Annotated in this window: 18 protein-coding genes and 4 pseudogenes; 10 read left to right on the top strand and 12 right to left on the bottom strand. The window is 60.3% G+C overall.

The window, feature by feature from the left end; all coding sequences use genetic code 11:
• Positions 1-305: 305 nt before the first annotated feature.
• On the bottom strand, positions 306-680 hold the full coding sequence (locus ACVWW1_RS40600) for an aminotransferase class III-fold pyridoxal phosphate-dependent enzyme (protein ID WP_456659767.1): 375 nt from the start codon (positions 678-680) through the stop codon (positions 306-308).
• An 806-nt stretch (positions 681-1,486) separates the two neighbouring features.
• On the opposite strand from ACVWW1_RS40600, the gene ACVWW1_RS40605 reads away from it, so the two are divergent.
• Together ACVWW1_RS40605 and ACVWW1_RS40610 are read left to right on the top strand one after the other, a co-directional pair.
• Entirely contained in the window at positions 1,487-2,377 is an 891-nt protein-coding gene (locus ACVWW1_RS40605; protein ID WP_456659768.1) for a 3-keto-5-aminohexanoate cleavage protein, read from the top strand.
• A 34-nt stretch (positions 2,378-2,411) separates the two neighbouring features.
• Complete coding sequence (locus ACVWW1_RS40610) at positions 2,412-2,966, top strand: thioesterase family protein (RefSeq protein ID WP_456659769.1); 555 nt, start codon at positions 2,412-2,414, stop codon at positions 2,964-2,966.
• A gap of 273 nt (positions 2,967-3,239) precedes the next feature.
• On the opposite strand, the pseudogene ACVWW1_RS40615 reads toward ACVWW1_RS40610, so the two are convergent.
• Positions 3,240-4,363: pseudogene (locus tag ACVWW1_RS40615) on the bottom strand (IS630 family transposase).
• A gap of 636 nt (positions 4,364-4,999) precedes the next feature.
• On the opposite strand from ACVWW1_RS40615, the gene ACVWW1_RS40620 reads away from it, so the two are divergent.
• Positions 5,000-6,025 (top strand): NAD(P)-dependent oxidoreductase, encoded by a 1,026-nt coding sequence (locus ACVWW1_RS40620; protein ID WP_456659770.1) that lies wholly within the window; start codon positions 5,000-5,002, stop codon positions 6,023-6,025.
• A gap of 298 nt (positions 6,026-6,323) precedes the next feature.
• Here the strand turns inward: ACVWW1_RS40620 and ACVWW1_RS40625 are convergent, their stop codons facing one another.
• Together ACVWW1_RS40625 and ACVWW1_RS40630 are read right to left on the bottom strand one after the other, a co-directional pair.
• A complete protein-coding gene (locus ACVWW1_RS40625; protein WP_456659771.1) occupies positions 6,324-6,575 on the bottom strand; it encodes a hypothetical protein in 252 nt (83 codons plus the stop codon).
• A gap of 5 nt (positions 6,576-6,580) precedes the next feature.
• Complete coding sequence (locus ACVWW1_RS40630) at positions 6,581-7,168, bottom strand: transposase (protein WP_456659772.1); 588 nt, start codon at positions 7,166-7,168, stop codon at positions 6,581-6,583.
• A gap of 478 nt (positions 7,169-7,646) precedes the next feature.
• Between ACVWW1_RS40630 and ACVWW1_RS40635 the strand changes: the two genes are divergently transcribed.
• Positions 7,647-8,525: a CmcJ/NvfI family oxidoreductase gene (locus ACVWW1_RS40635; protein ID WP_456659773.1), complete on the top strand. Its 879-nt coding sequence runs from the start codon at positions 7,647-7,649 to the stop codon at positions 8,523-8,525.
• Positions 8,526-8,649: 124 nt separating this feature from the next.
• Positions 8,650-9,579, top strand: coding sequence for a CmcJ/NvfI family oxidoreductase (locus ACVWW1_RS40640; RefSeq protein ID WP_456659774.1), 930 nt, complete (start codon positions 8,650-8,652; stop codon positions 9,577-9,579).
• Positions 9,580-9,885: 306 nt separating this feature from the next.
• Here the strand turns inward: ACVWW1_RS40640 and ACVWW1_RS40645 are convergent.
• A pseudogene (locus ACVWW1_RS40645) lies at positions 9,886-10,026 on the bottom strand (transposase domain-containing protein); the annotation flags it as partial.
• A gap of 502 nt (positions 10,027-10,528) precedes the next feature.
• On the opposite strand from ACVWW1_RS40645, the gene ltrA reads away from it, so the two are divergent.
• A complete protein-coding gene (gene ltrA / locus ACVWW1_RS40650) occupies positions 10,529-11,830 on the top strand; it encodes a group II intron reverse transcriptase/maturase (RefSeq protein WP_456659775.1) in 1,302 nt (433 codons plus the stop codon).
• Positions 11,831-11,971: 141 nt separating this feature from the next.
• Here the strand turns inward: ltrA and tnpC are convergent.
• The 5 genes and pseudogenes from tnpC to ACVWW1_RS40675 form a co-directional block, all read right to left on the bottom strand.
• Positions 11,972-13,489: pseudogene (gene tnpC / locus ACVWW1_RS40655) on the bottom strand (IS66 family transposase); the annotation flags it as partial.
• Between the two features lie 47 nt (positions 13,490-13,536).
• Positions 13,537-13,884, bottom strand: coding sequence for an IS66 family insertion sequence element accessory protein TnpB (tnpB, locus tag ACVWW1_RS40660; protein WP_456659776.1), 348 nt, complete (start codon positions 13,882-13,884; stop codon positions 13,537-13,539).
• Positions 13,881-14,282 (bottom strand): IS66-like element accessory protein TnpA, encoded by a 402-nt coding sequence (gene tnpA / locus ACVWW1_RS40665; RefSeq protein WP_456659777.1) that lies wholly within the window; start codon positions 14,280-14,282, stop codon positions 13,881-13,883. The genes tnpB and tnpA overlap by 4 nt, the downstream gene beginning before the upstream one ends.
• 105 nt (positions 14,283-14,387) lie before the next feature.
• Entirely contained in the window at positions 14,388-14,534 is a 147-nt protein-coding gene (locus tag ACVWW1_RS40670) for a hypothetical protein (protein ID WP_456659778.1), read from the bottom strand.
• Between the two features lie 60 nt (positions 14,535-14,594).
• Positions 14,595-14,840, bottom strand: coding sequence for a hypothetical protein (locus tag ACVWW1_RS40675; RefSeq protein ID WP_456659779.1), 246 nt, complete (start codon positions 14,838-14,840; stop codon positions 14,595-14,597).
• A gap of 377 nt (positions 14,841-15,217) precedes the next feature.
• Here ACVWW1_RS40675 and ACVWW1_RS40680 point away from each other — a divergent pair, with 377 nt between their 5' ends.
• From ACVWW1_RS40680 to ACVWW1_RS40695, 4 genes and pseudogenes are all read left to right on the top strand, one after another.
• Positions 15,218-16,525: an ABC transporter ATP-binding protein gene (locus ACVWW1_RS40680; protein WP_456659780.1), complete on the top strand. Its 1,308-nt coding sequence runs from the start codon at positions 15,218-15,220 to the stop codon at positions 16,523-16,525.
• Positions 16,522-17,589, top strand: a complete 1,068-nt coding sequence (locus ACVWW1_RS40685; RefSeq protein ID WP_456659781.1) for an ABC transporter substrate-binding protein — start codon at positions 16,522-16,524, stop codon at positions 17,587-17,589. Before ACVWW1_RS40680 ends, ACVWW1_RS40685 begins: the two co-directional genes overlap by 4 nt.
• A gap of 127 nt (positions 17,590-17,716) precedes the next feature.
• Positions 17,717-17,927 (top strand): annotated as a pseudogene (locus ACVWW1_RS40690) (IS630 family transposase); the annotation flags it as partial.
• Between the two features lie 559 nt (positions 17,928-18,486).
• Positions 18,487-18,624, top strand: coding sequence for a hypothetical protein (locus tag ACVWW1_RS40695; RefSeq protein WP_456659782.1), 138 nt, complete (start codon positions 18,487-18,489; stop codon positions 18,622-18,624).
• Positions 18,625-18,920: 296 nt separating this feature from the next.
• Here ACVWW1_RS40695 and ACVWW1_RS40700 read toward each other — a convergent pair whose 3' ends face one another.
• Both ACVWW1_RS40700 and ACVWW1_RS40705 read right to left on the bottom strand, forming a co-directional pair.
• Positions 18,921-19,661, bottom strand: coding sequence for a helix-turn-helix domain-containing protein (locus ACVWW1_RS40700; RefSeq protein WP_456659783.1), 741 nt, complete (start codon positions 19,659-19,661; stop codon positions 18,921-18,923).
• On the bottom strand, positions 19,658-21,043 hold the full coding sequence (locus ACVWW1_RS40705) for a recombinase family protein (RefSeq protein WP_456659784.1): 1,386 nt from the start codon (positions 21,041-21,043) through the stop codon (positions 19,658-19,660). Before ACVWW1_RS40705 ends, ACVWW1_RS40700 begins: the two co-directional genes overlap by 4 nt.
• Positions 21,044-21,057: the final 14 nt, after the last annotated feature.

The following is a 21,057-nucleotide window of genomic DNA, read 5'->3' on the forward strand; positions in this document are numbered from 1 at the left end:
ATGTTCGCGACAAGTTGGGATTCAAATGTCAGTGACAGAACACTAGCTTGCTGCTAGCGCCGCGCGGGCGGGCGAAACGGCGGCAGAGGTCTCCCACGGCAAAGGGCGCCGCGAACTCGACTAGGGATCGCGCCCCTCACGCGCACGTCCGCGATCCCAGGCGCCTCACGGCAGGACGCAAGCCCACGGCGAAGCCCCGTGTTGATGTGGGCGACTTCGGCGCGCCACGCGCCGGTCTCGAACAGGTCGAGGAGCGTTGGCTGCGGCGCGCGCGAACGGATTGGCTATATAGGCGGGCCCACGCATCAGGGCTGACGTCGGAACATCGAACCAGTGGCGGTCGAACACGCGTCGCCGCGCAACCGCCGCCGACAAAGGCAGCGTCCCGCCCATGAGCGCCTTGGAGAGCGTGATGATGTCGGGGACCTCGCCCGCGCGCTGGCGAAGAGGTCGCCGGTGCGGCCGAGGCCCACGAAGATCTCGTCGAAGATCAGCAGCAGGTCGTGCTTGTCGGCCAACCGGCGCAGACAGCGCAGCACCTCGTAGTCGTGGAACAGCATGCCGCCGGCGCACTCGATGCGGGGCTCGACGATGATGGAGGCGACCTCGGCGAGGCGCCGATCCAGCGCCGCCTCGTTTGCCGGGTCGGTCCGCAGGTCGGCGATATGCTGGGCGGACATAACTCGGCGAAGAGGCTGTGCATGCCCTTCTCGGGGTCGCAGACGGTCATCGTCGCCAGCGTGTCCCCGTGTTAGCTGCCGCGGAAGGCCAGGAGCCGGGAGCGCCCGCGCACCTGCGGATGCGGTACTGTGGCGCCACCTTCATGGCGATATCGACGGACACCGACCGGGACTTGGCGAAGAAGACGTGGTGGAGATCGCCAGGCAGCAACGCCGCGAGGCGCGCCGCAAGCTGGTAGGTTCGCTCGTGCGCCACACCGCCGAACATCACGTGAGGCGCGCGGCCGCGAGCTGCCGCTCCAGCTGCGGAGCGGATATGCGCGTGATTCTAGCCGTGGCAGGCCTTCACCAGTCCACGGCCATCCTCCAGGACGATCCGAGCGCCTTCAGTCCGTGCGACGGGCAATAGGGCCGCTACACATGCGGGTGCCGGTTTCGAGCCATGCTGGAACGGCGCCTCCTACCGAAGTTTCCCTAAGGCAAGCCGTCGTCGCCCCAATAGGCCGCGGAGGTGTCGGACGATGCCTACCTCGCCAAGCTCAAGGCCAGAGCCTGCGGCGTGGGCTCCGCATGCCTTCGTCCGGAAGCAGGCGTAGTGTTCCTAATAGGAGGGGCACGCCACCATGGCAGGATTTGCAGGATATAACTCCACGCTTCGGACAAGACGCACACAATTTCTGCGTCGTGACCACTCTTATTAGGCAAATGCTGATCTGGGGGCTGGTACAGTTGGTCCGAGATGAAACTTGTCGCCGGTCTTGCCCGATTTGGGACTGCCAAGCTTTCAGCGAGAGGAGAAGCCGAGAATGATTTCCGAAGTGTTCATCACCTGTGCGGTCACAGGGAGTGGATCGAACGTAGATCGTAGCCCGCATGTGCCGGTGACCCCGGAGGAGATCGCGAATTCGGCGATCGAGGCGGCGCGGGCCGGGGCGGCGGCGGTGCACATTCACGTTCGTGATCCCGAGACCCGGCAGGGCTCGCGGGATCCGGCGCTTTATCGGGAAGTTGTGCGGCGCATTCGGAAGTCGGATGTGAATCCGGTGATCAACCTGACGACAGGGATGGGTGGCGACCTGGTGCTGAGCGGGCCTGATGCGCCGCTGCCGCCGAACCCAGCGCGAACGGACATGGCGGGAGCCCTGGAGCGGATTGTGCATGTGGAAGAGTTGCTCCCGGAGATCTGCACATTGGACTGCGGGTCGATGAATTTCGGCGCTGGCGAATTTGTTATGATCAACACCTATCCGACGGTGCGCAAAATGGCCGCGCGCCTGCAAGAGATCGGGGTGCGTCCTGAGATCGAGGCGTTCGATACCGGTCACCTGTGGATCGCGCGCGACTTGGTCAGGGAGGGGCTGATCACGCTGCCGCTGATCCAGCTGTGCATGGGAATCCCCTATGGCGCGCCGGGCGATTTGACCACGCTGATGGCGATGATGCACGCGCTCCCGCCCGGCGCCGTCTGCTCGGCCTTTTCGATCGGACGGATGCAGCTTCCGTACGTCGCAGCGGCGGCGTTGGCCGGCGCCAACGTGCGCGTGGGCTTGGAGGACAATCTGTACCTGTCTCGGGGGCGTCTGGCGACGAACGCCGAGCTCGTGCAGCGGGCGACGCAGATCCTCGACAGCATCGGGGTGCGGGTGATGGGCCCGGACGAGATGCGCGAGAAGCTCGAGCTCAATGTTCATACTTGAGAAGTCAACGTTCATGTCTGAAGGATCAAAGTGTATGTCTGAGGGGGGGGCGCGAGCGGTCGGCGAGACGTTCGCGCTCTGGAGGCAAAAGCTGCGCGACAGCATTCCCCAGCTCAGTAACGGTTCCGGCCCGCTGCTGATGCCGACACTAGAGATGTCCTCCGATTGGCTCGACTATAATGGCCACGTCACAGAGAACCGCTACCTCCAGCTCTGCAGTGTCGCAACGGATAACCTGCTCCGCTATATCGGCGTTGAGGGCGAGTACCTCTCGACTACCGGCAGTTATTACACGGTCGAGACACACCTGTTCCATCTCGGGGAGCTGCACGCCGGTGACCGCGTCCAGGTGCTCACGCAGCTCCTCGGTGCCGACGAAAAGCGTCTTCATGTGTTTCACGTCATTGCGCGCGAGCGAGGTAACGGGCCGGCGGCCACCGGCGAGCAGATGCTGATTCACGTCGGCGCCGGCGGCGGACGGAGCGCACCGGTGCAGGGCAAGGTACGCGAGCGACTGCTGGAGCTGGCGCGACTGCACACGGAGCTGCCCCGTCCGGAGCGTGCCGGCGCAAGCATCCGGCTGCGCTGAGCGTAAATCGCAGGGGCACGCGACGATCGCCAATCCCGCCTAGGATGGCGATCGCACGGCACGCGGCCAGCCAGCACTTGTTCGCGAGTACGGCTACTACTCCCAGATGTAGAACCAAGACTGACGGTGCGATCGGCGAAGATGGCCGCCAACCGCACTGTGCGAATGGTGGGTGTCAACACGTCGACGATCGGACTAACTTTGCCGTGCCCTTGAGCTACTCAGCCGCCACCGAGGGCGCCAGCAGATATCGTTGCATGCTAGTACCCGGAATCAGAGCTGAGTGATACGGCGGCCTTTGAAGCGGCGTTGACGGACTTTTTTCTTGGTCCAGACGAAGGGCTCAGCGTTTTCGTTGTATGCGTCGATGTAGGCATCGATGTGCTGCTCGAGCTGTTTGAGGCTGGTGAAGGAGATGCCGCTAAGCGACTGCCCTTGCAAGATCGAGAACCATACCTCAACCTGCTTGAGCCAGGACGCGCTTGTCGGCGTGAAATGAAATTGCACATTGGGATGAGCCTTGAGCCAATGCTCGTTCTTCTGGTGGGTGTTGAGGTTGTCCAGGATAACGTGAAGCTGGCGGTTTGGAAAGCCGGTGAGGCTATTCATGAAGTCGAGAAACTCGACGCGGCGGCGGCGTTTTGAGTGCGTCGCGACAACCTTTCCGGTGGCGACTTCAAGCGCCGCAAACAGCGTTGTCGTGCCATGCCGCTTGTAGTCATGGCTCTGGCCGGTCAAGGCGCGGCCATTGGGCAACTTCAGACAGCCCTGCGCTCGCTCCAGGGCCTGGATCGAAAGCTTTTCGTCCACGCATAGCACAATGGCCTTCTCCGGCGGGGCGATATAGAGGCCAACAACATCGGCGGTGCGGCGCGGCAATCAGGGTGGAAGTGCGCTTCCCATCCAGATTGTCGCGCTATACGGTGGCTTTGGCCGTAAAGTTCGGGTCGTTGCTCTCACACCAGGACTTGCGAGACGCGAGGTCGACCTTGTGGTTGCGCAGGAACCGCCAGACATATTGTACGTCAACATCGCCCAACTCCCCGGCCGGCAGCGGCCCGGTCCAGCGGGCGAACCCTTGCGGCGGCCGCTTATCCAGAAGCTTTCAGGATCCGCTTATCGGTGGCCTTCGTATAGATCGGCTGCTTGCCTGGCCGCGGCTTGTCTTGCAGCCCTTCAAGGCCATGGTCCGCATAGCGATGCCGCCAAAGACTGACAATCCGCGGCTGGACCCCAACCTCATTGGCAATCGACCGGGTGCTGCGCCCGGTCGCCGCCAACAGAACGATCCGTGCCCGCTTCAAATCGCGCTGCAATGTCACCGGCGAACGGCAACATGCCTCAAGCACCTTGCGATCTTTCCTCGAAAGGTGGACTTCTCGTGCTTCGGGTACCATCCCGATGTTGAATCACGACTCACATTCCAGGGAAAGTGAGTACGGCATGCCCGGCTCGAGCGCCGGGTCGCCGCGGATAACGATCTCCGCCCAAGCTCTTGGCACAGTTTCCAAGATGACTTGGAAATCGCAGGTAATGCCCCCTTCAGGAGCATAGCGGGGATTGAAAGCCAAATCCCCTAACGTAGGCCGTGCTGTGGCCGGAATTCGGCGCCTGATCAGGTTCGGGCGCAATCAGTTGCCCCCGCGCGCAGCCATCGCGTACATGGCGAGAAATCTCGTTGGGCGCCAGGAAACGATGTGTGAAGTCTGCGCAAAGCTGCGACTGCTCGCCTGTCTTCTTCTCAGCCAAGCCCCCAACGTGCGTAAAATGTGCACCAGGATCGACTATCTTTGAGAGGCCTTCATCGAAAGGAGTGCGATCGTGCGGCTTGGAGTTCCGAGGGCGATCAAGCTCCAGGGAGATCGTGGTGATCTGATTTTCGGGTTCAATTGGGGAACTGGTTGCACGCGGTCATGAGATCGTCGTTGAACGTGGCGCTGGAAAACGGAGCTGGCCTCACCGATGAAACGATGCGTTGGCCGGGGTCGATTAAACCGGCGGAAATCACCCAAAAATCCGGGAGAAACCGATAGATGAAAGTTCTTTGCTTGTGGCACGCGACCGAAGCCGAGATCAGTTTGATCAAGCAGAAAATGCCACGCGGTACGGAAGTCGTGGGACCGGAAGGCGAGTACTTTTCCCGATTCGAGAGCACATACTCGGACTTGAAGCGCCACGCCGTCGACGCCGACGCGTTCATCGGCTTTGCGCTTCCGGACGGAATTCCCGAAATCGCGGAGAAACTCAAGATCCTTTCCTGGCTGCATACGGGTGTTGACGATCTCAGGAGAATGGGCGTACTTGCGCTCGTGAAGCAACGCGGTTTCAAGGTGACGAATGCGCGTGGCGCCAATGCGATTGCGTGTGCAGAGCAGACGATGATGTTCCTGCTTGCTCTCGCGAAGAAGACCGTCTTCAAGAATGAAGCTTCGCGGGACAAGCGCCGGCTCTTTCCCCTGTTCGCAGACGAGTACCGATCGGCGATGCTGCATGGTCGTACGATCGGAATCATTGGCGTCGGAGAGATCGGGAGCCTCATCGCCAAGTGTGCAAAGGCATTCGACATGAACGTTCTCGGCATACGGCGCAACAAGGAGCGGCAGGTTGAATTTATCGATTCGATGCACGGTATGGACGAGCTGCATTCTGTGCTCGCAAAGTGTGACTACGTAGTCTTGGCAATTCCTAATACGCGTGAAACTTCTCAAGTTATCGGCAAGGCTGAACTGGCGGTCATGAAGTCATCCGCCTTTCTGGTGAACATCGCCCGTGGCGGGTTGGTGCAGGAGAAGCCTCTTTATGAGGCGCTGACGTCCGGTCGCTTGCGCGGCTATGCGGCAGATGTCTGGCCGATGTACGATTTCGGTAGAACCTATCCGATCAGCTGGGTGCCCCGGCTGGAGATCCAGAAGCTTCCGAATGTCACCGGCTCCATCGACCAGGCGCACAATGCGGATGACGTGCTCGAGCGGTATCTCGAGTGGGGCACCCAGAACTTGGTAGAGTTCGCGACGGGAAAACCACTCACACGCGAGGTTAACCTCGACTTGGGCTACTAGATCGCGCGTGAAGAATTCAGATTGCAGTGAGTCCACGGGGGTGAGTTGGCGTGATTGACAGGTGTTAGCGAGCCTGACTGACGAGCGATCTGGATGCCCTGCCGAGATTGATGCTTTCGCCGAACCCTGCCTCTGAGCTCCATCCGGTCACGGTTGGAGCCCAGCAGTGTCGCGCCTTGTGGCCTGGATAGAGCGACGCCGATCCGCGGAGCTGTTTGGGTCGCGTCGCCGTTAGTCCGTTGCGGAGATGGTAGCGGCATGGGCCGCGTCGACTGGGCGCGCTCGCACAGTGGGCAGGTCAGGCGACGTCGACGAGAGTGTCGCAAGGATCGAATATCTCGATTCGTGCAACAGCTCGTCGCGTGCACGCGGCCATCTTTGCCATCTTCTTCGGCGGCGGACCATAGGCTTTCTTTCTGCCGCCGACGTAAGCTTCATCCGCCTCGACGGCCTTGTTCGCACCACCAATCTCACCCGCTTCGACGGACACGGCGGCTTCGTTCAGCCAGTGAGTAAGGAGCGATGCGGCTTCGCATGTGACGTTCACCATCCGGCTTAGCTGCTGGGCGCTGATGCCTTCGAGGCTGCATTGGCTTGAGCCGAGAGCAGCCATTTATACCAAACCTCACGATCATTGATCGATGAATGCCCATTCGCGACGAGCGATGGACATGATCTTCCAAGGTTGATCGATGGGGGTGTTCCAGGCGTAGCAGCAGGATCGACGATATCGTCGAAGGATTTGAAGACGCGGTTTGACAGCCAATTCTGGCGCATGAACTGCCAGATGTTTTCCTGGCTGTTGAGTTCGGGTGAGCGCGGTGGCAACGGCAGTAGCGAGATGTTGTGAGGGATCTTGAGCTGCTTTGCCCCGTGCCAGCCGGCCTGATCAAGGATGATGATGGCGTGGGCGCCGGGGTTAATCAAGCCGTCGGGCCCGTGCTCGTTGAAGCGGATCACCCAGTCTCGAAGCGTCTGGCGGTCCATTCCGCCAACCTTGGCCGCCTCTGCCCGCGAGGCACCATCAAGCACCGCAGCGATCGCCAGCAGCCGACGCGCCTGACCGACATCCCGCGCCCGCTTTGCAAGCCGACGGACCTCGCCCGCTTTGAAATCTCCTCGAACCCCAATCGCCTGACCCATGGCAAACCTCCTCCGTTTGTCATCTTGAATCAGTTCTCATCTGATTTGGGAATTCCAAGCGTGAGTCAGTCGCTCTGCGGCTTGGTATTAGTCGTCGGGATATGCGAGCGCTCCACGACGGTCACGACCCTCACCGAGAACGGCTTGCCTCAGTCCTTGTGCTAGTAGACGCCCGGTTGCGTGCTCTTGCCCAGGAGCTTCGAAACGCGCTCGCCAGTCGCCGGGGCAGCACGGGCAGGTGGGCCCGTGCCGCCACAAGACGGCTTCGAGAGGCTCGCACGCCTTCGTTTCGTTGCTTCACACCGAATTCATTGGATCGAGCTTTGAACAGGCGCCGAAACGCCGAATTTGAGCGCCGATGTGCCATTCTTTGCATGAATCCGTACCGAAGAATCATTAATTTCGGTAAACGACAATCGTCGCCTATTTCACGTTTGGTAGGCGAAAAACTAAGCGGTTTGCAAGAGGAGACGACTAGATGGTTCAGCTAAATGTGTCTGAAACAATGCGAGCTTCGTCGGGCGCGCGAGTAAACCGTGATGACCTCGAGTGCGTGAAGAGTCAAATGGGCTTTGCACGGCGTTCGCCGGATGAAAATGCCCCAGAAGTGTTTTGGTCCCCGACGGAAAAGAACCCGCCCCCGATGGTTGGCTATGACGTCAGTATCCGCAACGCGCGACCGATCGTGAACGAATTGTCGCTCGATCGCGAGGGCTTCGTACTGGTTAAGCACAGAACGTCCTGCGCAAGCGAGCTTGATCCCGCGATTGTGACCGACAAGTATCTGGAAGAGATGGTCCCGTTCCTGAAGGACTTTTTCCATGCGTCGTGGGTCATTCCCAAACGGGTTGGCACCGGCGTTGTTGTGCGTTCTGTGGAAAAGATCTTTTCTGGAGTCAGGAGCGCCTCCGGACCCGGTCTGGCTCATATTGACTACGCGTCGATCGCCGCGCCGCTGCTTGCCGCACGCGACAGTCAGGCCCAAGGCATCCCGCTCCAGTCGTATTCGCGATTGATGATCATTCATGCCTGGCGCGTGCTCTCGCCGCCGCCGCACGATCTCCCGTTAGCGCTCTGTGATCGATCGAGCGTTCTCGATACAGATATTTTCGAGTATGACAACATTAACAGTGTTGGCGAATCGTTTAGGGGGTGCGCTCTTCACTTCAATCCGAACCATCGGTGGTACTATTTCCCGGACTTGAACCGGGACGAGCTCATTCTGTTCAAGGGTTATGACTCTGAAGAAAGTTGCAATGCGCAGGGAGCTCATACGGGGTTTGACAATCGTCGCGCATATCCCAATGCAAAGCCCCGCGAGAGCATCGAAGCGCGGTTCTTCGTGTATTTCGCCTGAGCGGACGGCTGACTGTTGCGGCCCCGCCGGCCGCCTTCGGGGTAAGAAGGCGACGAGCTGAGCCAGCCCTTTACCGTCTGGCTCACGAAGTAAGAAACTCACGAAGTATGAAAGGAGGTAGCAAATGACGTTGCCAACTCTGACCGAAAAGACCAAGGCTACACACGGCGATCCGCAGATCCTACGCGCGACCGACCCGGCGCGAGCAGATCGTGATCGCCTCGACGTTGTGAAGGGTGAGATTGCCTTTACCCGGCGCTCACCTGAGGAGCGAGCTCCTGAAGTGCCTGAAGCGGTCTTGGCCCGCTACGACGCTGGCTTGCCGCAGGTCCTCTACGACGTCGATATTCGCGATGCCCGGCCCATCGTCAACGAGCTGTCCCTGGATCTTGAAGGGTTCGTTCTCGTGCCGCACAAGACGTCTTGCGCGGACGTGCGCGATCCCGAGATCATGCGTCAGAAGTACATCGATGAAATGGTGCCCTTCATCAAGGACTACTTCAACGCATCTTGGGTCGTGCCGAGACGCAAGTACGTGGTCATGCGCTTGGCGTCGGCAACCCCTCTGGCTCCGGCCGGAGCCCTTCCCTTCAACGCGGTCCGCGGCGTCGCGTACAACGCACATATCGACTACGCTCCCATTTCCGCCCCAATGCTCGCTGCGCAGGAGAGCCAGGAGCAGGGCATCCCGATCCGGGTCTACTCACGGATGATGATCATCCAGACGTGGCGCGCCCTGTCACCCCCACCGCAGGACTTTCCGCTAGCATTCGCGGACGCCGGCACGACCCCCGCCACCGATGTTTTTGAGCACAACTTCATTAACCCTAACGGTGAGAGCTTTCGGAGCCTATCAGTTCACTATAGCCCCATTGTCCGCTGGTATTACTTTCCCAACATGCATCCGGACGAAGTTGTCTTGTTCAAGGGATATGACTCGGACCGGCACTACGACTATTGGTCGCCCCACTCGGCGTTCGACAATCGTCGTGCCTATCCCAATGCAAAGCCCCGCGAGAGTGTTGAGGCGCGCTTCTATGTCTACTTCGACTGAGCGCCCAGGAAGTTAATCCGAGCGTCGAAGCGGTGATGAACGCCATGGTTCATAGACAGTCGATAATCATCGATGGCGGAACGATGCGCAAGGACATCGCTTCGTGCGCACCCGGAAGTAAGCGCCCGATGAGGGCTGCCTTGCGACAATAGCCGGGTCGGTCGATGGTCTGCGCTGGCAGTGGGCTAACGACAGTCTTACGAACGCCCTTACAGTCGAAGGGATGGAAGGTACGCACACGACGAAGACCGCCTGATTGACGCATGCGCGCGGGCACGGCGAGCTCTATGATGGCTTGCGTGAAGGTCAGGCGGCCTGCTGACCGGCGGGCTTGTCGGCTTGGCGCAGGAGCTTCCATTCCCAGGGCAGCAGTTCGTGCAGACGCGATGCGGGAAGATCAGCGATACGGGCGAGGACGTCGGCGAGCCAGGCCTTGGGATGTGTGTCCAGGTAAGGCTGGCATGTTCAGCAGGAGACAGTCCTGCCAGGGCAAAAGTCAGAGCCCTGTAGTTCGGATAGCAGAGGAGATGGAAACAGAACCTTTGAAGCCTATCGACAAAGTCTCCTTGAGGGAGATTACGAGTCACCGGGCCGTATCAAAAGAGAACGCGTTGTGGCCTCGAAAGCTTGTGTAACCGAGGGCCGAGCCTGCATCCCAAGGGCGAAGGCAGCATGGGCAGCCGAAGACTGACTGACACGGCTACTCACCTCGGCGGGGTGGAAGCGACAGCACGGTGACAAGGACATGCGAAGCAACTGGAGAAACCCCCCTCGTCCCGACGAGAAATCGACGGAAGAAGGTAGGTCGTATAACCGGCGACACCGGGAAATCGGCCGAAGACGAGAGGGCTGCGGCCGGGTTCGTAGTAGCTGAGAGGCGGAGTAATGTTCGCGGAGCGAAGGGGCCCTGCCATTTGCAAGTCTCTGACATAAGGAAGGCAAGGACGAGATGACAAAGGCGTCCATTGATTTGCAGGACCTGAGGAGGAGACTATACGTCAAGGCGAAGGCTGAACCGTCTTGGCGTTTCTGGGGTCTATACGTCCACGTCTGCAAGATGGAGACGCTGCGCGAAGCGTATGAGATGGCGAAAGAAAACGACGGCGCTCCGGGAATAGACGGAGTGACGTTCGAGGCCATTGAAGCGCAAGGCGTGGAGGCTCTACTTGAGCAGCTACGGGACGAACTGACCGGGCGGACCTATCGGCCACTCCCGGCCCGAAAGCAGGAAATACCGAAAGACGGGGGCAGCAAAGTCCGCGTTTTGTCGATTCCGGCAATCCGGGACAGGGTGGTTCAGGGTGCGCTCAAACTTATCCTCGAGCCTGTATTCGAGGCAGACTTCCAACCGGGGTCGTATGGATATCGTCCCAAGCGGACAGCACATGACGCGATCAAGCGCGTAGCTGAAGCGATCGTCCAGAAGAAGACGCGGGTGCTCGACTTTGATCTGCGAGCCTATTTTGACAATGTCCGGCATGACCGGCTGTTAAAGAAAGTGGCGCAGCGGGTTGATGACGCGGACATCATGCATCTGCTGAAGACGATGCTGAAAGCCTCGGGCAAGAGAGGCGTTCCTCAAGGGGGTGTGATCTCGCCGTTGCTCAGTAACATCTACCTCAATGAGGTGGACAAGATGCTTGAGCGAGCCCGGGACGTCACCCGCGAGAGCAAGAACACCCGTATCGAATACGCAAGGTTCGCTGACGATTTGGTGATCTTGATCGACGCCTACAAACGTCATGACTGGCTGATCAGAGCCGTGACCAAACGGTTGCGGGAGGAGTTTGCCAAACTGCAGGTGGAAATCAATGACGAGAAGAGTCGCATGATCGACCTGGAACGAGGCGAGAGCTTCGGCTTTCTTGGGTTCGACTTCCGCTATCTCCGCAGCTTGCGCGGAAGGATGCGGCCGCACTATACGCCCAAGCTCAAGAAGCGGACGGCGCTTTTGCGGGACTTGAAGGAGGTGTTTCGCCGACACCGGTCGCAACCGATCGACAGGGTGATAAACCTGATCAATCCGAAGCTCCGGGGATGGGTGAACTACTTCGCGGTTGGGCACTCAAGCGAGTGCTTCCGCTACGTCAAAGAGTGGATAGAGAGAAAGGTCAGGCGCCATTTGGCGCATGCTCGGAAACGACAGGGCTTCTGCTGGGCGCGGTGGAGTAGTTCGTGGTTGTACAAGACCCTGAAGCTGTTCAATGACTACGGGGTGAAATACGACACGACGAAAGTCGCACCAACATGATAGGTCCCATAACCCTTGAACTGAAGCAAATGGGGGCGCGCAGTGCGGGAAATCTGCATGCTGCGTGCGAGGTGGAGGGGGCTGGAAACGTGCATGGCCACGAATGCATGGCCGTGCGGCGCGCCAGCCCTCGACCCTACCGACCTCGTTGAGGCGACAGGTCGTGATCATCGTCAGCATAATGGCGGCACGGTCGGCGCCACGCTGGCTGCCGGCGAAGGTCCAGTTGCGCCTTCCCAATGCGATGCCCCTCAATGCGCGCTCAGCACAATTGTTGGTCAAGCAGATCCTGCCATCGTCGAGGAAGCGGGCGAAGTCGTCCCAGCGCCTGAGCATGTAGTTGATCGGCTTCAGGACCTCGGAGGAGCGCGAGAGGGTTTCGCGCTCACGCAGCAACCAGGCGTGCACGTCCTCGAGAAGCGGCTTGCTCTTATCCTGGCGCACGGCGCGCCGCTCGTCGGCACCGCAGCCGTTAATGGCGCGCTCGATCTCGAACAACGCATCGAGGCGTCTGACCGCCTCCAGCGCGATCGGAGAGACCGGTTTGCCCTTCTTACCTTCCCGAGCATTTTTCTCGATGTCAGCCAGCTCGAAGAAGCCCCGCCGCGCATGGGCAAAGCAAAACGCCGGCGTAATCGGCCGCGCCTTCTTCTGCGGGTCGAACAGCGGCTCGAAGCCGTTGTAGCAATCGGCTTGCAGGATACCGGCGAAGGCGGACAGATGCTTCTGGGGATGCTCGCCTCGTCGGTCGCTTGAGGCGTAATAGACCGCCGCCGGCGGCGCAGGCCCGGCGAAGGGCCGGTCATCCCGCACATAAGTCCAGATCCGCCCGGTCGTGCACTTGCCCTTCGCCAGGATACGGATGGTGGTATCGTCGCCATGAAGGCGAGCGGCAGCGAGTACATGGCGTTCGATCAAGTGGAAGAGCGGCATGACGGCGAAGGTCCCGTGGCCGACCTGGTCGGCCAGCGTCGACAACGATAGGTCGATCCCCTCGGCCTTGAAGCGCGCACTCTGGCGGTTGAGCGGGATATGCATGCCGAACTTGTCGAACAGGATCGTCGCCAGCAATTGTGGGCCGATGAAGCCGCGCGGCGTGGCATGGAACGGCGCGGGCGGCTGGCTGATCTTCTCGCAATCGCGGCAGGTGAACTTCTCGCGTACCGTCTCGATCAGTTTGAAGCGGCGCGGGATCTCCTCCAGCGTCTTGGTCACATCCTCACCGATCTTCGCCAGCCGCGATCCACCGCAGCAGGTACAGGTCGTTGGAGCCTCAATGACGACGCGCTCGCGTTCGATGTCATCCGGCCATGGCTTGCGCACCGGCCGCTTGCGCATGAAGGGGCGGACGTTCTGCGTCTTCGCCGCTGCGGCCTGCGCGGCAAGCTCATCCTCGCTCGCCGTGGTGACGAGTTCTTCGAGCTCCAACTCCAGCTGCTCGAGCAGCCGTGCCGTGCGCTCGGAGCGCTGCCCGTACAGTTCGCGTTTGAGCTTCTCGATCCGCAGCTCGAGATGCGCGATCAGCGCCTCGTTGTCCGACAGCTCCGCCCGCGCACTGGCAGCCACCGCCTCGGCTCGCAGCCGCGCCTCACGCTCGGCCTGCAGCGCCGCCAGGGCACTCGCAAGGTCCGATGGAAGATCGTCCGGCTTCGATATCATGACGCCATTGAATCAGATCAAGCAGCAGATTCAAACCGTAAAAGCGGCTATCCGACCCGCGTCGGACGATGGGTTTCTTGAGGGTTGCGCCAATCGATCCCGGACAACAGATAGCTCAACTGCGCCGGAGAGATCGTTACTGATTCACCGGCAACCGATGGCCAGATGAACCTTCCTCTCTCGAGTCTTTTGGTAAACAGGCATGCTCCCTGGCCATCGTGCCAGATCACTTTCACAAGGTCGCTGCGGCGACCGCGGAAGACGAACAGATGACCGCTGAGCGGGTCTTTGCGCAGCACCTCCTGCACTTGAAGTGCCAACGACGGAAAGCCTCTGCGCATATCCGTGTAGCCTGTCGCGAGCCACACTCGCACGCCGGTCGGAACCGGGATCATCGGCGCACCAGGGCATCGAGAACTCGACGCAGCGCGTCTCCATCAACGTCGCCATCGACCCGGATGCGGTGTCCGCTACCAAGATCGATCTCGATGATGCCCTGGCTCCTCCGTCGACGCGCCGGCGCTGTCGTCAATGGCGCTTCGGCCACGTCCCGCGGCGGCACAGACGGCCCAATCTCGACCGGCACTAACGGCGCTATACTCGTCTCACCGTGCTTGCAAAGCTCTTTGCGCCACCTGAACAGCTGGCTCACATGAAGGCCGGCCATGCGAGCCACCTCGGAAACAGTGGCTCCGGGCTCGAGCGATGCTGCAACTAGCCGTTCCTTCTCATCCTGCGACCACCGACGCCGCCGATCGACCGTTGTGATCACCTCTGCCCGCGAAATCGTCATAGCGCTTCTCCTAGGATTACCCCTAGGACCTGCAGCGCTCGCGTCCGTCAAACAAGGCGGCCCTCAACGGAGGGATACGATGGAAGATGGCGGCAGCCTTCTGCATCACGATCCAGGTGACAGCGTTGCCAAAATCGAATGCGTCGGCCTTTGGCAGATCTCGCCTTGATTTTTTTTGATCGCACCGAGATAAATTCCATCTCGGGCCGATGCGCCTTTTGGCAATGCCATTGTAGCGATGGAAATGATCACCGCATCAAAGCCGTCCTTGTCGGGTTGGCGATAAGAAAGTCCGGATAGCCGATGATCCGGCTACGATTGATGAACATTCGATGGATCGCCGCAGGTGGAGGTGCTTTCCCCGCGACTTTCGCCGAAGCCGATTTTAGCAAGGCCCTGGGGGTGGCCTTGTGGCACGCGTAGGATGACCTCGTCACCATCCTCGAGAAAGCGACGCTCCTCGCCGGATTCGAGGCGAATTGGCTCCTGCCCGCCACGGGTGGTCTCGAGCAAGCTGCCGAAACGGTTGTTGCCGGCGCCAGATCGTCCCCGCGCCAAGAGGTCTCCTGGCTAAATATTGCAACCGTTCGAGGTGTGGTAGAGTTGGAAGCTGACCTACGGTCCAATACATGTATTGTGTGCTGCTTACGGCGATGCCATGGGGAGAGACTCTTTTGTTGTATTCCGGGTGTGACAAGAGCACATCGAGATCGAGGTGTATCCCTCTAGGCGCCGGCCCAGCTTGCAGGACGCAGATCCTCGAATTATCGCATTTAGGCGCAGTGTTTCGGCGGTGGGGCTGCTGACATTAATGAAATTCAGCTTCAGAGGCCCCATAATATTTCCGGGACAGCCAAAATACTCTCGATCCCGGGGGTCGCAGAATCAAACGCACGTAGGGAAGGAATGCGCAGTTGGACAACAGCAGATGCCTCATGCAAGGGGATCCCTGCGATCTCGACCGCGTGCGCAAGACGCTGCAATCCGTCAAGCAAGAATATCGTGGTCTTGTTGTCGGCGGCGCCGCAGAAGCGGGAGAAACGCCGGAACCGGTAAGGGGGACGATGCCAGGCATGAACAATGCCTTTGTGAGGTTTTCCGGCGTCCAGAAGACCTATGACGGCGAAACGTTGGTCGTTAAGGATCTTAACCTGGACATCGCCCGGGGTGAGTTCTTGACCATGCTGGGGCCCTCTGGCTCCGGCAAGACGACGACCCTCATGATGCTCGCCGGCTTCGAGGTGCCGACCCAAGGCAGTATCCTGCTGGAGGGGCGCTCGATCGACAACATGCCGCCGCACAAGCGCGACATCGGCATGGTGTTCCAGAACTACGCGCTTTTTCCGCATATGACCGTGGAGGAGAACCTCTCCTTCCCGCTTAAGGTCCGCAAACTCGGCAAGGCCGAGATCGAGGCCAGGATCAAGCGGGCGCTCGACATAGTCCGGCTCGGCGCTTATGGCAAGCGCCGGCCTGGTCAGCTTTCCGGCGGCCAGCAGCAGCGTGTCGCACTTGCCCGCGCCCTCGTGTTCGATCCCAAGCTCGTGCTGATGGACGAACCGCTCGGCGCCTTGGACAAGCAGTTGCGCGAGCAGATGCAGCTCGAGATCAAGCATATCCACGAGGATCTCGGCGTTACCGTGGTCTATGTGACACATGACCAGGGCGAAGCGCTGACCATGTCGGACCGCGTAGCGGTGTTTAACGACGGGGTCATTCAGCAAGTCGCCGGGCCCGCCGAGCTGTACGAGCGACCGCAGAACGCTTTTGTCGCCCAGTTCATCGGCGAGAACAACCGGCTACACGGAAAGGTCGTCGCGATGAATGGTACAACCTGCAAGGTAGACATTTCGGGCGCTGGCAACGTGCAGGCGTTGGCGATTAATGTCGAGGCAGTCGGTGGGCAGACCGTGCTGTCGTTGCGGCCGGAGCGGGTGAAGCTAAACCCCACGCCAGGCTCGCTGCCCAATGTCTTCAGCGCGCGGGTTGCGGAGGTGATCTATCTGGGCGACCACGTGCGCACCCGCGTCTCGGTGTGCGGCCATGATGACTTTGTGATCAAGCTGCCGAATTCGGAAGGCGTGGTGCAACTCGAGCCGGGTGTACAGCGATCACCATCGGCTGGAAAACGGAGGATTGTCGGGCGCTCGATGCGCCATGACGACGACCAAGGCTTCGCCGCGAGCAAGGCGGGCCTTCGGCAACGCCGCCGGGATGGCAAAGCAGGGGAGAGCAGACGATGAGAAAGCTATTGAGGATTGCGAGCGCCTTGGCCCTAATCGGCCTGGCGACGGGTACGTTTGCGGCGGTGAAATCCGCCTTTGCGGACGAGCAGCTGACGATCACCTCCTTTGGCGGGGTCTACCAGGCGGCCGTGCGCAAGGCTTATTTCGAGCCCTTCTCGAAGGCGGCCGGGATCAAGATCATCGAAGACGAGTACAATGGTGAGTCTGCTAAGATCCGCGCCATGGTCCAGTCCAAGAGCGTGAGCTGGGACGTGGTCGACGCGGACTCCGTCGCAGCCATACAACTGTGCGACGAGGGCATCATTGAGACGATCGACTGGAAGAGGTTGGGCCTCGACCGGGCCAAGTTCATGGGTGGCGACAAGTACGACTGCGCGGTGCCGTACGAAGTTTCTGCCTCGATCATCGCCTACGACAAGGATAAGCTGCCGAACGGCCCGAAGACCATCGCCGACCTGTTCGACACCCGGAAATTCCCCGGCATGCGCGGCCTGTGGAAGGTTTCTCCCGACATATTTCTCGTATGGGCGCTGATCGCCGACGGCGTGGCCCTCAAGGACGCCTATAACGTCCTCAACACACCCGAGGGGGTCGACCGCGCCTTCAGGAAGCTCGACACGATCAAGAAGGACGTCGTCTGGTACACGTCCAACGCCCAGCCGGCGCAGCTTCTGGCTGATGGCCAAGTCGTCATGACCCAAGCCCCGAACGGCCGCATCTACGATGCCGTCAAGAACTCCGGCAAGCACTTTGAGATCATGTGGGATGCCCACACGTGGGGGGTCGGTTACTGGATGATTCCCAAGGGTAGTCCGCATCGGGACGCCGCCTACAAGTTCCTCGCCTTCGCCGGCTCGCCCCAGGCGCAGGCTAACCTGACGCGCTACCTGCCCTACGGGCCTGCCAACGAGGACGCGATGTCGCTTGTTGATCCGGCGATCGTGCCCCACCTTCCGACGGCGCCCGACCATACGGCCAGTGGCCTGCAGAGAGACGCCGCCTTCTTGATTGAGAAGGGCGATGACCTGATCCAGCGCTTTACCACCTGGCTCGCGAAGTGAGAACAAGGGGCGCCTTCATCCTCGTCCCGCAGCTACTGCTATTCATCCTAGTCGCCTTCGCCTTGCCGATCGGCCGGATGATTTCGAGGCGGTCCATGACGATACACTGTTGACGCTCATGTCGCGAACGTTGCGCGGACTCGTCGCCGAGCTTGCCGGGCGCGGCCTGAAGGTCGACTACCGCTCGGTGTTGGAGTTCGTCCATGCCGAGAAGCTCAGCTTCAAAAAAGCGTGGTGGCTGGCGAACGCGATCGTCTCGAGGTCGCGCGGCGGCGAACCCAGTGGACGAAAATCAAAATCGCGTCGAAGCTGAGCGGCTGGTCTTTATCGACGAAAGTGTGTTGCAGAGCAGCGGAAGGAGTTCAACATGAACTAGAACCGATTGTGAAGCTGCGAGAAAAATATGGGCTGGCCCCCGAGATCGGCTTTCAGGAGCGGGCTTCAAACCAGCCCGAGCTGCTGCGGTAAAAAGCCGTGGTGGTGAGCGTCGGATCATAAGTTCGGATCAAACCGAGCAGGTGAGTGTTCGAAAGACGAAGAAAGTGACCCCTCCGAGGACGCGTCGTTATGAATCCAAGTGTCGTCAAAACCAGGACCGTCTCGTTATCCTGGGGCAAGTCCGTCAGATGCCTGATGACCGGGCGGACGGCGACCGGCGTAGAAGGGGGCGTGAGTCGGACACAGGCTTTGGCGTGGAACTGCAGGAACCAGGCTCTTGATGCCAGGGGAGAAGCGCAAGCGGCGCCAACCGTGAGGCGAGAGTACCCGATGCAAGAGATTGGGGCGGACCGATCCACTCGGAGCGCTAAGGGCCCTGTAATGGGGTCGGAGCAAGGGATCGGGTCAGGTAATCGTACTCTTGAACCAACTGGAAACAGGATGACTTCGAACGGTGCGATGAACAAGGCGTTCTCGATTGAGAAGCGGCGAGTGTACGAAGCGTACAAGGCGGTCAAATCCAATCGCGGTGCGGCCGGAGTGGACGGACAAACCTTGGAGATGTTCGAGACAGATCTTGCAGGGAAAGGGTTTTAGGGGGGCCCACTATCAGCGATCGGATCGCGCAGATGGTGGTCAAGCAGATGATTGAGTCGGAACTGGAATTCATCTTCCTGCCGGACTCTTATGGATACAGGCCGGGAAAATCGGTTCTGGACGCCGTGGGCGGTGCTGGAAAGATGATTGGGTCCTGGAGTTCGGCATCAAAGGACTGTTGGATGTTGCGTCATACTACACCTTCAGTTTTTTTGAGAGGGTCGAAGAGGTCCGGAGCAACTGCAGGTACCTAAATTCGTATGCCTTTTGCCCGTCCGCGATAGACGTGAACGGCCTTAAGCTCGCCGCGCTTTACACGTTGCAAGATGGGTTTGCCGCGAGACGCCGAGTAGATTCATGGCCTTGAACATCTTCACGTAACCTTCGGGCGCACTCTCCACAAAGCGCGACCGCGACTCGTCATTGATACGGATGCGCCAAGGCGCGCCAGGTGTGATCTGCTCTCCGGCAATGAAGCCATCGTTGAGGCAGCGATGCAAAGTAGAGGGTGCGATCCCGAGAGCGCGCGCTGCTTTCTCGATCGTCATGCACTCGCCGTCCTGCACTTGCTGTTTCGGCTGGAAGCACGGGATCTCCCAGTGCGTCCGCAGGCTCGACACACGATTTGCCGTAAACGACAGTCCTGTGGCCGTTGTACGGCCTTGGCGATTGAGGATGCCGGCGATCTTGGTGTCGGGATAATGTGCAGCCAGTCGCCGCAGCAGATCGATCGTATCGTCGGCGGTGCGGATCGGCGATGGATGCGAGTGCGGCAATGGGACATTAACTTCACCGAAGAGACCGCCGCGCCAACGCAGCGTCAGGTGAGCGTTGTAGTTATCGCGCTCGACTCTCAAGGTGACATCCTCGAGCAGCGTGCGGAGCAACTCCTTGCGATCGCGATCGCTCGTCGTGGGAGCGAACCAGATACGCTTGAGGTCTTTACCGAGTGCAAGGATCGCGTCGCGTTCTTCGTGCGTAAGCGAGCGCGGTCGGGCATGTTCGCGGTCCGAGAGTTCGGATGCGGCAGTCTTCAATTCCAGCAGAGTGCTTTCCCATTCTGCTTCGAGTCCACGCGCGACGAGTCTATTCTCCGGGTCCACGGCGCGATAGCATCGCTCGGCGCGCTGCGCATTGTAGCGCGCACGCTCGACGTCGCGACGGAACTCGCGAGAGTCGTCTCGTGATCGGCGTCGAATTGCTCGATCGCCTGGAGCGAGGCTTCCAGGCCTGCGGGCGCGAGAGCCGCAAGGAACGCTTCGGCGACAGCCGCATCGATCTGCACACCGCCGATGTTGAGGCAGTACTCGCCCCGGCCGTTGACGATGTTCTTGCCGGCGCAGTGATATCCGGGCGCCGAGAACCGGCCGCTGTAGTGTACGGCCAGGCGCCGACCGCAGTGTCCGCATACGGCGAGGCCTTGCAGGAGTGCTGCGCCTTCTCTCACGGCACCCCCGCTCTGGTGCGGTCGAGGACGGATGTTCTGCGCCAGGCGCTTCTGGTTCGCCTCGAAGGTACTCCAATCGATGTATCCGGCATGATGGTCACGAATGAACACCGGCCACTGCTCGCGGTCGCGTTGTCTGATGCGCTTTCGGATTCGACCGCCCGCATCGAGATAGCATGTCTGCTGGGTGCGGCCATACACATAAACGCCGGCATAGAACGGGTTGGTGAGGACCTGGTGGATCTTTGTGTAAGTGGGGGCGACCCAGCGGAGATCGACAAGGCTGTTGGAGTGCAGCGGAAAGCGCAGGCCTTGCGAGCGGAACCACAGCCACACGCGTCGTGCCGAGCCGAATTCGGCAAAGCGGTCGAAGACAGCATGGATCGCGGCTTGCACCGACTCGTCAGGATGCAACAGCACCTCCCCGTCGGCGTCGCCCCGTACCAGACCCACCGGCAGCCCGCGGTGCAGTTCTCCGCGTGCGGCCTTGTTGCGGATGCCACCGAGCAGCCGCGCACGCAGCACATGCAGCTCTGCCTCTGACATCGTACCTTTGAGCCCGAGCACCAGGCGGTCATTGAACAAGCCCGGATGATAAATCCCATCTCCATCACCGATGAGCGTGTGGGTCAGGCCACATAGATCGAGCAGACGGTACCAATCAGCATTATTGCGCGCTAGTCGCGAGACTTCCAAGCCGAGCACGATGCCCACCTGGCCGAGGCCGACCTCCGCAGTCATACGCGCGAGACCGGTGCGCTCGGAAAGGCCGGAACCGGAAATACCGAGGTCCTCATCGATGACCTTCACCTGATCGCGTCGCCAACCAAGCCGCGCGGCGCGTTCGGCTAACTCGTACTGCCGGGCAGTGGACTCGCGATTATGCTCGATCTGCGTCGTACTGGACTGACGCACGTAGACGATTGCGCATCGGCGTAGGTGCTCAGCGGTAATCTTGCTCAGTTCGTTCATCGTTGTGATCTCCG

It is taken from the genome of Bradyrhizobium sp. JR3.5, assembly GCF_054057015.1.

Excerpts from the sequence above, each read along its gene's own strand:
- ACVWW1_RS40695 (WP_456659782.1), top strand. The coding sequence starts at position 18,487 with ATGAACAAGGCGTTCTCGATTGAGAAGCGGCGAGTGTACGAAGCGTAC.
- ACVWW1_RS40625 (WP_456659771.1), bottom strand. The coding sequence starts at position 6,575 with ATGGTGAACGTCACATGCGAAGCCGCATCGCTCCTTACTCACTGGCTG.
- ACVWW1_RS40640 (WP_456659774.1), top strand. The coding sequence starts at position 8,650 with ATGACGTTGCCAACTCTGACCGAAAAGACCAAGGCTACACACGGCGAT.
- ACVWW1_RS40680 (WP_456659780.1), top strand. The coding sequence starts at position 15,218 with ATGCAAGGGGATCCCTGCGATCTCGACCGCGTGCGCAAGACGCTGCAA.
- tnpA (WP_456659777.1), bottom strand. The coding sequence starts at position 14,282 with ATGACGATTTCGCGGGCAGAGGTGATCACAACGGTCGATCGGCGGCGT.
- ACVWW1_RS40600 (WP_456659767.1), bottom strand. The coding sequence starts at position 680 with ATGTCCGCCCAGCATATCGCCGACCTGCGGACCGACCCGGCAAACGAG.
- tnpB (WP_456659776.1), bottom strand. The coding sequence starts at position 13,884 with ATGATCCCGGTTCCGACCGGCGTGCGAGTGTGGCTCGCGACAGGCTAC.
- ACVWW1_RS40620 (WP_456659770.1), top strand. The coding sequence starts at position 5,000 with ATGAAAGTTCTTTGCTTGTGGCACGCGACCGAAGCCGAGATCAGTTTG.
- ltrA (WP_456659775.1), top strand. The coding sequence starts at position 10,529 with ATGACAAAGGCGTCCATTGATTTGCAGGACCTGAGGAGGAGACTATAC.
- ACVWW1_RS40605 (WP_456659768.1), top strand. The coding sequence starts at position 1,487 with ATGATTTCCGAAGTGTTCATCACCTGTGCGGTCACAGGGAGTGGATCG.
- ACVWW1_RS40630 (WP_456659772.1), bottom strand. The coding sequence starts at position 7,168 with ATGGGTCAGGCGATTGGGGTTCGAGGAGATTTCAAAGCGGGCGAGGTC.
- ACVWW1_RS40685 (WP_456659781.1), top strand. The coding sequence starts at position 16,522 with ATGAGAAAGCTATTGAGGATTGCGAGCGCCTTGGCCCTAATCGGCCTG.
- ACVWW1_RS40635 (WP_456659773.1), top strand. The coding sequence starts at position 7,647 with ATGGTTCAGCTAAATGTGTCTGAAACAATGCGAGCTTCGTCGGGCGCG.
- ACVWW1_RS40610 (WP_456659769.1), top strand. The coding sequence starts at position 2,412 with ATGTCTGAGGGGGGGGCGCGAGCGGTCGGCGAGACGTTCGCGCTCTGG.
- ACVWW1_RS40705 (WP_456659784.1), bottom strand. The coding sequence starts at position 21,043 with ATGAACGAACTGAGCAAGATTACCGCTGAGCACCTACGCCGATGCGCA.